We start from the raw sequence: 12,934 nt of genomic DNA, 5'->3' as shown, positions 1-12,934 counted from the left end.
ATCGGCCGGCGATGCGACGCTACGGACGGCCAGCAGGCGCCGGCATCGTCCGAGGGTCGACGGGCGGCTCGACTCGCGGGCGGCCCCGGATACGACTCGGATCGGGGCCGAATGCCGACCTTCGTCGCTGTCGTGGGTGCCGTTCCTCGGCCTAGCATCGGAGCGTGACGAGCCGGCACCCCACGAGTGAGCGCGCGCGAGACGAGCACGAGGTGCTCCGCCCGATCGCGCCCGGCGCCCGCGGCTGGCGCGCGTGGACCACGCCGTTCGACCTCGCGCTCGCGGGCGGTATCGCGCTCTGGGCGGTGCTGGAGGCGCTGCTCGTTCCCTCGGCGAACGTCGTCGCCCAGCTCGGCTTCGCGCTCGCCGTCTCGCTGCCGCTCGTGGTGCGGCGCCGGTTTCCGGCGCTCGTGATGCTCGCGGTCGCCTGCGCGCTGCTGCTGCACGCCGCGACGAGCGGGCCGGACGCGACCTTCAACCCGTTCCCGAGCCTGCTCGTCGCCACCTTCACGGTCGCCGAGCGCATCGCGGCGTGGTGGCGGGCCGCGCTGCTCGGCCTCGTGCCGATCGCGGCGATGCTCGGCGCCCACGTCCTCGGCTACTTCGGCTCGCCCGGCATCGAGACGGCCGGCACCGTCTTCCTGGTGTTCTTCGTCGGCGCGACCTGGACGGCGGGTCGCGTGGTCCGCCATCGCGCGCTCACCCTGCAACGCACGCGCGACAGCTCCGATCGCCTGGCCGCCGACGCGGTCGCCGCCGAGCGCGTGCGCATCGCACGAGAGCTCCACGACATCGTCGCGCACGCGCTCTCGATCGTCGCGTTGCAGGCCGGGGCCGCCGAGCAGTTCCTCGACAAGGACCTCGACCGTGCGCGACGCCATCTCACCCTCACGCGAGGCACCGCGCAGTCGGCCCTCGACGAGATGCGGCACCTCCTCGGCGTGCTGCGCGAGGACGGGGCGGTCTACGCGCCGCAGCCGGGTCTCTCGGGCCTGCCCGAGCTCATCGCGGAGACCGAGGCCGCCGGGCACGAGTGCCGCCTCCAGGTCGACGAGCCGGCGCGCGACATCCCCGACGGCCACGCCCTGGCGGTGCACCGCATCGTCCAGGAGTCGCTCACCAACGTCCGCACCCACGCCGCTGGAGCGCCCGTCGAGGTGCGGGTCTCGCGCGACGAGCGGGCGGTCGTGGTGGCGGTCGTGAACGGGGCGCCGACGGTCGTCCGCCCCGGTGCCCCCGGCAGCGGGCGTGGACTGCCGGGCATGGGCGAGCGCGTGCGGGTGTACGGCGGGTCGCTGGAGGCGGGCCCATCCGGGGCGGGCTGGCGCGTCGCCGCGAGCCTTCCGCTCGGCCCCCTGCCGATCGGATCGCACGCGTGAGCGGCCCCCGGCTCCTCGTCGTCGACGACCACGCGCTCGTACGCTCGGGCATCGTCGGTCTGCTCGAGGCGGCCGATCTCGAGGTGGTCGGCGAGGCGGGCGACGGCATCGAGGCCGTGGAGCTCGTGCGCCGGCTCCGCCCCGACGTCGTGCTCATGGACATCCGCATGCCCGGCCTCGACGGCATCGAGGCCACGCGTCGGATCGCCGGGGCGCCGGGAGCGCCGCGGGTGCTCGTGCTCACGACCTTCGACCTCGACGAGTACGTGTACCGCGCACTGCAGGCCGGCGCCTCGGGATTCCTGCTGAAGGACGCACCGCCCGACCGGCTCGTCGACGCCGTGCGCACGATCGCCGGGGGCGAGTCGCTGCTGGCGCCCTCGCTCACCCGGCGGCTGATCGAGCGCTACCTCGCGGCGCCGCCGCCCGACGCGCGCGCGACGGCATCCGTCGACCTCACCCCACGCGAGCGCGAGGTGTGGTCGCTCATCGCGCGCGGGCTCTCGAACCACGAGATCGGCGCTGAGCTCTTCCTCAGCGAGGCCACGGTCAAGGCGCACATCACCCGCCTGTTCGTGAAGCTCGGTGTGCGCGACCGGGTGCAGGCCGTCGTCGCCGCCTACGAGTCGGGGCTCGTGCGACCCGGCGAACACGCGGCAGGCGGATAGCTCAGGCGAAGCCGAACAGCGGCGGGAAGACCACGACGAGGATCGCGGCCCACGCGAAGTACACCGGGAGCATCGCGGTCTGCCAGCGCTCGAGCGCGCCGAAGCCCGTGCGACGCCGCAGGAAGCCGACCTGCAGGCGCATCGCCCAGGCGAGGTTGACGAGCAGGATGAGGTTGAGGCCGAGCGACGCGGTCTTGTTCGCGCTGAAGCCGAACTCGCCGGTGCGCCCGAGCATCGCGATGAGGACGACCACGTCGAGCACGAGGGCGCTCGCGAGCATCAGGGCCTGCAGTCGGTCGAACCACCCGGGCGGCAGCAGCGGGTCGCGCGCCGAGATCGAGTAGACGAGGAGGCCGACCACCACGACGAGCACGGCGTCGAAGGCGATGAGCAGGTCGCGGCTCGCGTCGACGAGGTTCCACTGCACGAGCGCCGCGACGACGAGCGCGAGCAGCAAGAGGGTGAACAGGGGTGTGAAGACCTTCGTGAGCACGGGGGCGATGTTCTCGATCACGCGCTGCTTCGCCCCGACGAGCCACGCCGCGACGAGCACCGCTCCCGCCGCGCCGAGCGGCAGCACCCACTCGCCCACGAACTGCATCACGTCGACGCCGATCGAGGCGAACACCGCGACCGTCAGCGCCGAGAGCGCGCCACCGCCGAGGGCGATGAGCAGGTAGTAGACGAACCACTCGCCGCTGAAGCGCACGACGTCCATGCGGGTGCGCTCGTCGCGCCAGCCGCTGCCGGCGTAGGCGATGCCGACCGCGAGCCAGAGCACGACGAACGAGCCGATCATCGCGATGATCTCCGTCGCCGCGGTGATCCCGGCGACCTCGGATCCGGCGGTGGCCGTGTCGGGGACCGCGAACGGGTAGAGGTTGAGCGCGAGCCCGGTGACGAGGAAGACGGCGCCCACGGTCGCGAGCACCCCGAGGGAGGGCCGGCGGCGCCACGCGAACCAGAGCGCGAGGAACGGCAGCACGATCACGGCACTGTTCAGCACGACCTGGGCGGGGTCGTCGGTCGCGAGGTCCACGGCCTTCACGGCGAGGCCGGCGCCGGCGCCGAGCGCCAGCGCGACGGCGAGCCCGTTCGCCCGGCGGTGGAACGGGAGGGGACGGGCGGCGTCCTCCTCATCGACGGCGTCGGTGCCGCCGTCGCCCGTCAGCACGAGCTGCTTCCAGAGCCGCTCGGAGTGCTCTCGTGCGTACTCGCGGGAGAGATCGTCGGTCGCGCCGAGGCGCTTCACCGCGACCAGGAACGCCTCGTCGGGGGTGAGCCCGGCGGCGACGAAGTGGTCGACGGTGTCGTAGAGGTGGCTCTCGAGCTCGGCGAGGTCGGTCGCGCTCATCGCATCGTGCCGCTGCATCCATCGCCGCCACGAGGCGACGAGCGCGTCGAGGTCGGTCGGCAGGTCGTGGGGCGCGTCGATCGGCACGTCAGACCTCCCCGAGCGCGAGGCGCAGCCGGGGGCGGTCGTCGGGCCACACCTTGCTCAGCACGTCGCCGACGACCGACCACTGCCGGCGCTGCTCGGCGAGCACCGCCTCACCCTGCTCGCTCAGGCGGTAGTGCTTGCGCGGCCGGCCCGAGTCGCTCTGACGCCACTCGGAGTGCACGTGCCCGAGTCGCTCGAGCCGGTGCAGGAGGGGGTAGAGCATGCCGTCGCTCCACTCGAGCTCACCGCCCGACAGGGCGGTGATCCGCTGCAGGATCGCGTACCCGTACGACTCGCCCTCGGCGAGGATGCCGAGCACGACGGGCGTCGCGGCCGCCGCGACCAGGTCTTTGCCGATGCGCATGACCGTCTCCATACCTTGAGCTGCTAGATACCTAGAACTGCAAGGTACCACGACGGCGCCGGTGGAGGCGAGCGGCGGCCAACCGGTGGCGCTTCTTCCGTGCCGCAGAAATACCGCAGAAGTTCACCCCCCGGATCGTCGATGCGGCCCGTCCCGGCGGGCGCAGCATGGGTTTCACGACGAGCGGACGCCCCGCCACGAGGCATCCCGCATCACGACCCCGCACGACCGAAGGAGCACGACGATGAGCACCCCCACCCGCCCCGGCGACCAGACCCAGACCGCTGCCGAGCTGCAGCTCGAGTGGGACGCCGACCCGCGCTGGGAGGGCGTCAAGCGCGACTACACCGCCGAAGACGTCATCGCGCTCCGCGGCCCCGTGCGGGAGGAGCGCACGCTCGCCAAGCGCGGCGCCGAGAAGCTCTGGGAGAACATCCAGAAGAACACCGGGAACGCGTTCGAGCGCATGGAGGACCCCGAGTGGTCGGCCGCGCTCGGCGCCCTCACCGGCAACCAGGCCGTGCAGCAGGTTCGCGCGGGCCTCAAGGCGATCTACCTGAGCGGCTGGCAGGTCGCCGCCGACGCGAACCTCTCGGGCCAGACCTACCCCGACCAGTCGCTCTACCCCGCGAACTCGGTGCCGGCCGTCGTGCGCCGCATCAACAACGCGCTCCTCCGGGCCGGCCAGATCGAGACGGATGCCTCGGCCACGGGCATCGCCGACTGGATGGCGCCGATCGTCGCCGACGCCGAGGCGGGCTTCGGCGGACCGCTCAACGCCTACGAGCTCATGCACCAGATGATCGAGGCCGGAGCCGCGGGCGTGCACTGGGAGGACCAGCTCGCGAGCGAGAAGAAGTGCGGGCACATGGGCGGCAAGGTGCTCATCCCCACCTCGCAGCACATCCGCACGATCAACGCGGCCCGCCTCGCGGCCGACGTCGCGGGCGTGCCGTCGATCATCATCGCCCGTACCGACGCGCTCGCCGCGACGCTGCTGACGAGCGACCACGACGAGCGCGACCGCCCGTTCGTGACGGGCGAGCGCACCGCCGAGGGCTTCTACGAGGTGCAGAACGGCATCGAGCCGGTCATCGCCCGCGGCCTCGCCTACGCCGAGTACGCCGACCTGCTCTGGGTCGAGTCGGCCGAGCCCGACCTCGAGCTCGCCCGCCGGTTCGCCGAGGCCGTGCACGCGAAGTTCCCCGGCAAGCGCCTCTCGTACAACTGCTCGCCGTCGTTCAACTGGAAGCGCCACCTCGACGACGACCAGATCGCGAAGTTCCAGCGGGAGCTCGCGTCGATGGGCTACGCGTTCCAGTTCATCACCCTCGCGGGCTTCCACGCCCTCAACCACTCCATGTTCACGCTCGCCAAGGACTACAACGAGCGTCACATGTCGGCCTACGTCGAGCTCCAGGAGGCGGAATTCGCCTCGGAGGCCGCCGGCTACACCGCCACGCGCCACCAGCGCGAGGTCGGCACCGGCTACTTCGACCAGATCGCCACCGCGCTGAACCCGCAGAGCGCCACGCTCGCCCTCGTCGGATCGACCGAGGAAGACCAGTTCAACCACTGACGCATCCGTCGGTCGAGGAGGCGCGAAGCGCCGTGTCGAGACCACCACACCGGTCTCGACACCCGCTCCGCGCTCCTCGGCCGGCACGTCGCAAGGAGACGAAACCATGAGCACCATCACCCTCGAACGCGCCGAGACCGAACCGCGCACCGCGACGGGCAGCTTCGCCGTCGTCGACCCGCGCATCGAGATCACCGCCCAGCTCGGCGAGCGGTACGACGAGATCCTCACGCCCGAGGCGCTCGAGTTCATCGCCGAGCTGCACGACCGGTTCGCGCACACCCGGCACGAGCTGCTCGCCGCCCGGCTGCAGACCCGGGTCGACGCCGCGAACGGGCGCGACCCGAAGTTCCTGCCCGAGACCGCCCGCATCCGCGAGGACCGCAGCTGGCGCGTCGCCGGCGCCGGCCCCGGCCTCGAGGACCGCCGCGTCGAGATCACCGGCCCGACCGACCGCAAGATGGCGATCAACGCGCTCAACAGCGACGCGAAGGTCTGGCTCGCCGACCAGGAGGACGCGACGAGCCCCACCTGGCGCAACGTCGTCGAGGGCCAGCTGAGCCTGTTCGACGCCCTGCGCGACCGGCTCGAGTTCACGAGCCCCGAGGGCCGGCAGTACCGTCTCGAGCGCCCGATCACGGAGACCCCGACGATCGTGTTCCGCCCGCGCGGCTGGCACCTGACCGAGAAGCACCTGAAGTTCCACGACCGCTCGGGCCGCGCCATGCACGCCTCGGGCTCGCTCGTCGACTTCGGGCTCTACTTCTTCCACAACGCACGCCGGCTCATCGAGCTCGGCCGGGGTCCGTACTTCTACCTGCCGAAGCTCGAGTCGCACCGCGAGGCGAAGCTCTGGAACGACATCTTCGTGTTCGCGCAGGACTACGTCGGCATCCCGCAGGGCACCGTCCGGGCGACGGTGCTCATCGAGACCATCCAGGCCGCCTTCCAGATGGAGGAGATCCTCTTCGAGCTGCGCGACCACTGCGCGGGCCTCAACGCCGGTCGCTGGGACTACATCTTCTCGATCGTGAAGACGTTCCGCAGCCGGGGCCGCCGCTGGGTGTTCCCCGACCGCACGCAGATCACGATGACGGTGCCGTTCATGCGGGCCTACACCGAGCTGCTCGTCTCGACGGCGCACCAGCGCGGTGCGTATGCCATCGGCGGCATGAGCGCGTTCATCCCGAACCGCCGAGACCCCGAGGTGACCGAGCGTGCGCTCGCCGCGGTGTCGGCCGACAAGCGCCGAGAGGCCGGCGACGGGTTCGACGGCACCTGGGTGGCGCACCCCGACCTCATCCCGACGGCACGGGCCGAGTTCGACGCGGTGCTCGGCGAGCGGCCGAACCAGCTCGACCGCCTGCGCGAGGACGTCGAGGTGACCGGTGCCCAGCTGCTCGACATCCCGTCGGTGGGCGGCGCCGTCACCGAGGCGGGAGTGATCGACAACATCCAGATCGCGATCCGCTACATCGAGTCGTGGCTGCGCGGCATCGGCGCCGCGGCGATCGAGAACCTCATGGAGGACGCGGCGACGGCCGAGATCTCGCGGTCGCAGATCTGGCAGTGGCTGCACGACAACACCGTCACCGCAGAGGGCACCCGCATCGACCAGACGTACATCGTCGGGGCGATGGGCGAGGCGGTGCGCAGCCTGCCCCGATTCGAGGGCGACCGCTTCGACGACGCCATCCAGGTGTTCCGCTCGGTCGCGCTCGAGCCCGAGTTCCCCACGTTCCTCACGCTGGGGGCCTACGCCCGGTTCCTGTGACGGGCTGATCGAGGGGATGCCTCGGCGGGACACGATCCCGCCGAGGCATCCTGCTGTGCCGCGGTGGTCTCGAGACGCTGCACTCGACCGCTCGACCGCTCGACCGACCGACGCCGATCACCGAGCGACCGCGGTCAGCGCAGGGGCACGCCCACGTCGCTTCCGCCCTCGGGCGTGAGACGCCGGTTCATCGCGAGCAGGGTCGGCGCGGGGGCGAAACCGCCGGCGAAGAGCGCCTCGCCCTGGCGGAACCACGGCGAGCGCGCGACGAGCGCGGCCGGCGCATACCCGAAGTACTCGGCGATGCCCGCGAGATCGATCGGCGAGCTCATCTTCATGAGGGCGAGGTTGTCGCACTGGGAGACGATGCCGGGGTGCACCTTCGACGGGCGCTGCGTCGAGATGAGCAGCCAGAGGCCGTACTTGCGGCCCTCTGCGGCGATCTGCTCGATGCGGTCGCGCACCGCGATCGCGAGGGGCGACGTGAGCGCGGGGGAGCAGAGGTTGTGCGCCTCGTCGATCACGAGCAGGGTGGGCCGCCGCTCCTCGCGCCGCTCCCAGAGCTCCTCGAGCACCGACAGCGCGACGACGAGGTGCTGGTCGGGCGTCGAGAACCCGCCCAGGTCGAGCACGGTCGCGTCGGCGCGTTCGTCGATGACGAGCGTCGCCTCGCGGTCGTGGCCCGCCCACACCTCCCAGTTCAGGAGGCCCATGTTCTCGATGCGAAGGCCGAGCGCACGACGCACCGGATCGTCGGAGCCGAGCAGCTCGGGCAGCACCTCGTCGGGCTCGTCGGCGCTGAGCGTGTCGCCGAGATGCACGACCGCGTTGAACTCCTCGCGGTCGGCGACCGGGTCGAGGCGGAGCACCGCGGCCTTCGCCTCGAGGCTCAGGGCGGGGAAGCGGGCGCGCAACGGCTCGGCGCCCGGCGTGCTCGGGCGCAGCACGCGGATGTCGCGTTGGCCCAGCAGTTCGGCCGTTGGCCCGCTCGCGCCGGGGTTGAGCTCGCCGAGCCGCACGAAGTCGGAGTTCGGGTCGAAGACCACGACGGGCAGCGCGGTGTGCGCGATGAGCTGCTCGAGCACGACGCCGAGGGCGTACGTCTTGCCCGACCCGCTCTGCCCGCACCAGAAGGTGTGCCGGTTGAAGCGATGACTGAGCAGTCGCGCCGGGCGGATCGGCGGGCTGAGGTTCACGCCGATCTCGAGCGTCGCGCCCATCGCCGCGTGCACGAGGTCGATGGTGTCGGCGTCGGCGATCTCGACCACGGCGTCGGAGAACGGCGAGCCGCCCCGAGGGTCGAACCGGGTGCCGTCGATGATGCCGATCAGGCGACCGAGCACGGCGTCGGGCTCGCCGCCGGCCGCGCCGCGCTCCTCGACGATCGCGAGGTGCCGCCGGTCGTCGGCCGTGACGAGCAGCAGGGTGCCGGCGGTGAACGGCGTGCCGGAGGCATCCGCGATCGTGAACGATCGCCCGTCGTCGGAGCGGGCGAGGAGCGGCGAGCTGCGGTCGGCCATGCGCCGATCATGGCACGGAGGGTCCGACCGGTGACAGGACTTCCCGGCGACGCGCCGGCATGGCCGTCGTGCGCACCGCGGCCTCGCGGGCGATCGCCGACGTCACGTTCGGCGCGCTGCGGGTCGTGCTCTGGCAGAATCGCGGCGTGAGCGCCGTGACCGAACTCCTCATCCGTCCTGCGGCCGCGACCGATGTCGAGCCGCTCGCGGAGCTCGCCGCCGAGACCTTCCCGCTCGCGTGCCCGCCGCACACGACGGCGGAGGCCGTCGCCGACTTCGTCGCGCGCAACTTCCTGCCCGAGCACTTCGCGAGCCACCTGGCCGACCCCGATCGCATCGTGCTCGTGGCCGAGCGCAGCGACGGGACGTCGGCCCGGCTCGTCGGATACAGCATGCTCGTGGGCGGCGAGCCAGGCGACGCGGATGCCGCCGCCGCGGTCGCCGCCCGCCCGGCGATCGAGCTCAGCAAGTTCTACACGCGTGCCGACGAGCACGGCGGCGGCATCGCCGCGCCGCTCATGGCGGCGACCCTCGACGCCGCCGGGGCGACCGGTGCGATCGCGTGCTGGCTCGGCGTGAACGAGCAGAACGCCCGGGCGATCCGCTTCTACGAGAAGCACGGCTTCGCGAAGGCCGGCCGCAAGCACTTCACCGTCGGCGGCCGCCTCGAGAACGACTGGGTGCTCGCGCAGCCGCTCGGCTGAGCCGCCGCGCCGCGAGCGGTCACCGGGAGTTCAGGCGGGCGAGGCGGATGCCGCGGCGCGAGCCGCGCGCCTGGCGATCCAGGCCGTGCCGAGGCCCGAGACGAGGAAGATCACAGCGAGCACCGTCCAGCCCCAGAGCCCGTTCGAGATCGCGGTGGCGTTCACCACGAGGGGTGCCGCGAGCGCACCGACCGAGTAGCCCATGCCGAACACGCCCTGGTAGGTGCCGGCGCGCACGGGGTCGGCGAGCTCGAAGCTGAGGCCCCAGCCGCCCGCCTGCGAGAGCACCTCCGCGAAGGCGTGCGCCAGTGCGGCGATCACGAGCACGGTGACGGCGAACCCGGTCGGCAGCCCTGCGGCCGCGGCGTACACGAGGCACGCCCCGGCCATGAGCCACGCGGCGATCGCCGAGACGCGACCCGCGACCCGCAGGTCGTGCGTGCCGCGCGACATCGGCACCTGGAAGACGACGACGATCGCCGTGTTGAGGATGAGCAGGGCGGCGATGAGCACCTCGGGCGCGGACGTGTCGCGGGTGATCCACAACGGCACGCCGAGCTCGCCGACGCCGAACTGCATGCCGAAGATCGCGCTGAGCACCGTGAGGGCGAGGTAGCGCGGGTCGCGCCACGGCGAGTGGGCGCGCCAGTTGCGGCGCTCCTCGGCGATCGCGTCGGCGGTGGCCGCGGCATCCACGGAGCCCGTGGCGGTGACCACGTCGGCGACCGTCGGCCGTGCCGGTGCATCGACGTGCGCGGGCAGCCGCACGAGCTGGAACAGGCCGAGCAGGTAGAGCACGCCCGCGCCGATGATGAGCCCCCGGTACGCCTCGGCGGTGCCGAGCGCGAGGGCGAGGGCGCCGAGGCCCGAGCCGACCGCGATCGAGACGTTCGTGACGGTGCGCAGCACCGCCCTGGCGTGCACGCGCGACTCGCCCTCGAAGGCGCGCGCGATGATCGCGGAGCGGGTCGAGTTCGCGCCCTGCTCGAAGAACCCGCAGACGACGGCGATCACGAGTGCCGTCGCGAAGTCGCCCGCGAAGACGTACGCGATGAGCGCCACGCCCTCGACCGCGGTGAAGAGGATGAGCAGCCGCTTCGCGCTGAACCGGTCGGCGAGCCATCCGCCGGCGAACGACGCGACGACCCCGGCCGCGCTCGCCGAGGCGAGCACGATCGCGACCTCTCCCGGCGCGAGGCCGACGATCAGGGTGAAGTACAGCACCGTGACGGCGAGGAAGATGCCGCGGCCGATCCGCGAGATGAGGGTCGCGCCGACGAGGATGCGCAGCACCGGGTCGGCGACCGAGGCGGCGAGGCGGGCGCGCCAGGTGGGGCGTGCGCCCGGCGTCTCGAGAGGCGGGGATGCCTCGGAGCCGACGGCCGGCGTCGAGCCGGTGCCGGGAGCGGGGTCGGTGTCGGTCGGGGAGGTAGGGCTCACGGTTCAGTTCTGGCAGAGGCCGAGGCGCCGCGAAATTGATGTAGCGTATGCCTTCATGTTGCGCTACGTGCTGAACGAGAACGATGTCGCAGCCGTGCGCTTCGGCATCTCGCCGCTCTCGGAGCTCGGCCTCTCGTTGCGCGCCGTGCGCGACCCGTCGCGGTTTCCGCTGCAGCTGCCCTGGGTCGCCCGCACCGAGACGGCACGGGCGGGTCTCGACCACGCCGTGCTCGCGGCGCTCATCGACGATCGCCTGTGGACGCCCGACTTCCTGAACCCGAGGCCGGAGTCGCCGCTCACCCGCCTCGACGACGAGCTCGAGGCGCTGCTCGAGACGCCGGCCGAGGTGTTCCGCCGCGACCTCGAAGCGGTGCACGGCGCGGTGCCCGCGGTGTTCGCGGGCTCGCACCGGGCGGCGCTGCGGCGCATCGTCGCCGCGCTCGACGAACTCTGGGAGTCGTCGTTCGCACCGTACTGGCCGCGCATGCGCGCGGTGCTCGAGGCCGACGTCGTGCACCGGGGCCGTCAGATCGCGCAGTCGGGCGTGGCGACGATGCTGAACGGCCTGACCAGCACGGTCGAGTTCGCCGACGGGGTGCTCGCGGTACGACTGCGGCATCCGATCGAGCGCACCCGGGCCGTCGGCGGCTCGGGGCTCACGCTCGTGCCGACGATGTTCACGCGTCGCGCCTCGGCGCCGGTCGGCGACGGCCCGCCGATGCTCATGTACCCGGCCCGCGGCCAGGGCGCCCTGTGGGAGGCCGAGGACGTCGCGAACCCGGCGGCCGTCGCCGCGGTGCTCGGCGAGACGCGCGCCCGCCTGCTCTCGGCGCTCGGCGACCCCGCCTCGTCGACCGAGCTCGGGGTGCGGTTCGGCGTCACCGCGTCGGCCGTGAACCAGCACCTGCGGGTGCTCCGCGACGCGGGGCTCGTCGTCTCGACCCGGTACGGTCACAGCATGCTCTACCTGCGCAGCGAACTCGGCTCGTCGCTGCTCGCCGCCGGGCGGTGAGCGACCTCCCGCCGGTCAGGCGGGATCGGGCGCGACCCGCAGCACGATCTTGCCGCGCACGTGCCCGGCTTCGACGAGCCGGCTCGCCTCGGCGCCGTCGGCGAGCGGCAGCTCGCGGTCGACGTGCACGCGCACGGCCCCGTCGTCGATGAGGCGGGTGATGACCGCGAGCGTGCGGGCGTCGGGCGACACCGAGTACCCGGTGGCGCGCAGGCCGCGGGCCTCCGCGTCCTCCCGCATGGTCGGCCACGAGCTGGTCGGCACGTTCACGACCAGTCCGCCCGGGCGCAGCGCGTCGAGCGAGCGCACGCCCGTGTCGTCCTTCACGTTGCCGATCAGGTCGATCACGACGTCCTGGTCGCGGGCGACCTCCTCGAAGCGCTCGGTCGTGTAGTCCACGACGCGGCGGGCGCCGAGGTCGCGGACGAACTCGGCGTTGCGGGCCGATGCGGTCGCGGTGACGTTCGCGCCGAAATACGCCGCGAACTGTACGGCGAAATGGCCGACGCCGCCGGCGCCCGCATGCACGAGCATGCGCTGGCCGTCGTGCACCCGCGCCGTGTCGACCACCGCGCCCCACGCCGTGAGCGCGGCGAGCGGGACGGCGGCGGCGTGCGCGAAGTCGAGTGAGGCGGGCATCCGCGCGACGCTCATCGAGCTCACGCTGATGAGCTCGGCGAAGCTGCCGCCGGTGCGGGGCACCCGGCCCATGCCGTAGACCCGGTCTCCCGGCTGCAGCGGATGCGCCGCGTAGGGCACCTGCTCGACGATTCCCGCGAAGTCGTGGCCGAGCACGACGGGGAAGCCCGTGATCGCCGCCGCGGTGCCGCGGCCGGCACGCGTCTTCACGTCGATCGGGTTGAGGCTCGCGGCGACGACCCGCACGAGCACCTCGTCGCTCACCCGCAGTGGCCGCGGCACCTCGGCGAGGTGGAACTCGTCGGGGCCGCCCGTGCGGTCGATCACGAGTGCGTGCATCGTCGGGGCCTGCGTCGTCTGCGTCATGCGTCGTCCTCCCACCTCCATCATGCCGTCATCGCTAGGCTGCACTCA

The 12,934-nt window shown here is 72.5% G+C and carries 11 protein-coding genes; 6 read left to right on the top strand and 5 right to left on the bottom strand.

Annotated elements, in window-relative coordinates:
• Positions 1 to 164 precede the first annotated feature (164 nt).
• Together LR269_RS17875 and LR269_RS17870 are read left to right on the top strand one after the other, a co-directional pair.
• The gene (locus LR269_RS17875; RefSeq protein ID WP_231432101.1) at positions 165 to 1,379 is read left to right on the top strand and encodes a sensor histidine kinase; all 1,215 of its coding nucleotides are present in this window, start codon (positions 165 to 167) and stop codon (positions 1,377 to 1,379) included.
• Positions 1,376 to 2,047, top strand: a complete 672-nt coding sequence (locus tag LR269_RS17870) for a response regulator transcription factor (RefSeq protein ID WP_231432100.1) — start codon at positions 1,376 to 1,378, stop codon at positions 2,045 to 2,047. Before LR269_RS17875 ends, LR269_RS17870 begins: the two co-directional genes overlap by 4 nt.
• Before the next feature lies 1 nt (position 2,048).
• On the opposite strand, the gene LR269_RS17865 is transcribed toward LR269_RS17870, so the two are convergent.
• Together LR269_RS17865 and LR269_RS17860 are read right to left on the bottom strand one after the other, a co-directional pair.
• Positions 2,049 to 3,488, bottom strand: a complete 1,440-nt coding sequence (locus tag LR269_RS17865; RefSeq protein ID WP_231432099.1) for a permease prefix domain 1-containing protein — start codon at positions 3,486 to 3,488, stop codon at positions 2,049 to 2,051.
• A gap of 1 nt (position 3,489) precedes the next feature.
• Positions 3,490 to 3,852 (bottom strand): PadR family transcriptional regulator, encoded by a 363-nt coding sequence (locus tag LR269_RS17860; RefSeq protein WP_231432098.1) that lies wholly within the window; start codon positions 3,850 to 3,852, stop codon positions 3,490 to 3,492.
• Positions 3,853 to 4,096: 244 nt separating this feature from the next.
• Between LR269_RS17860 and aceA the strand changes: the two genes are divergently transcribed.
• Together aceA and aceB are read left to right on the top strand one after the other, a co-directional pair.
• Entirely contained in the window at positions 4,097 to 5,431 is a 1,335-nt protein-coding gene (gene aceA, locus LR269_RS17855; protein WP_231432097.1) for an isocitrate lyase, read from the top strand.
• Between the two features lie 106 nt (positions 5,432 to 5,537).
• The gene (aceB, locus tag LR269_RS17850) at positions 5,538 to 7,205 is read left to right on the top strand and encodes a malate synthase A (protein WP_231432096.1); all 1,668 of its coding nucleotides are present in this window, start codon (positions 5,538 to 5,540) and stop codon (positions 7,203 to 7,205) included.
• A gap of 134 nt (positions 7,206 to 7,339) precedes the next feature.
• Here the strand turns inward: aceB and LR269_RS17845 are convergent, their stop codons facing one another.
• The gene (locus LR269_RS17845; RefSeq protein ID WP_231432095.1) at positions 7,340 to 8,725 is read right to left on the bottom strand and encodes an ATP-binding protein; all 1,386 of its coding nucleotides are present in this window, start codon (positions 8,723 to 8,725) and stop codon (positions 7,340 to 7,342) included.
• Between the two features lie 59 nt (positions 8,726 to 8,784).
• Between LR269_RS17845 and LR269_RS17840 the strand changes: the two genes are divergently transcribed.
• Positions 8,785 to 9,429 carry a GNAT family N-acetyltransferase gene (locus LR269_RS17840; RefSeq protein ID WP_231432094.1) on the top strand — a complete coding sequence of 215 codons (645 nt, stop codon included), beginning with the start codon at positions 8,785 to 8,787 and terminating at the stop codon, positions 9,427 to 9,429.
• A gap of 30 nt (positions 9,430 to 9,459) precedes the next feature.
• Here LR269_RS17840 and LR269_RS17835 read toward each other — a convergent pair whose 3' ends face one another.
• The gene (locus LR269_RS17835) at positions 9,460 to 10,869 is read right to left on the bottom strand and encodes an MFS transporter (protein ID WP_231432093.1); all 1,410 of its coding nucleotides are present in this window, start codon (positions 10,867 to 10,869) and stop codon (positions 9,460 to 9,462) included.
• A gap of 55 nt (positions 10,870 to 10,924) precedes the next feature.
• On the opposite strand from LR269_RS17835, the gene LR269_RS17830 reads away from it, so the two are divergent.
• Positions 10,925 to 11,881 (top strand): DUF5937 family protein, encoded by a 957-nt coding sequence (locus tag LR269_RS17830; RefSeq protein WP_231432092.1) that lies wholly within the window; start codon positions 10,925 to 10,927, stop codon positions 11,879 to 11,881.
• A gap of 15 nt (positions 11,882 to 11,896) precedes the next feature.
• Here LR269_RS17830 and LR269_RS17825 read toward each other — a convergent pair whose 3' ends face one another.
• On the bottom strand, positions 11,897 to 12,886 hold the full coding sequence (locus LR269_RS17825; RefSeq protein ID WP_231432091.1) for an NADP-dependent oxidoreductase: 990 nt from the start codon (positions 12,884 to 12,886) through the stop codon (positions 11,897 to 11,899).
• Between the last annotated feature and the right edge of the window lie 48 nt (positions 12,887 to 12,934).

Source organism: Agromyces sp. S2-1-8, assembly GCF_021129215.1.
Lineage (GTDB): Bacteria > Actinomycetota > Actinomycetes > Actinomycetales > Microbacteriaceae > Agromyces > Agromyces chromiiresistens.
This window is presented reverse-complemented; position numbering and strand designations above follow the sequence as displayed.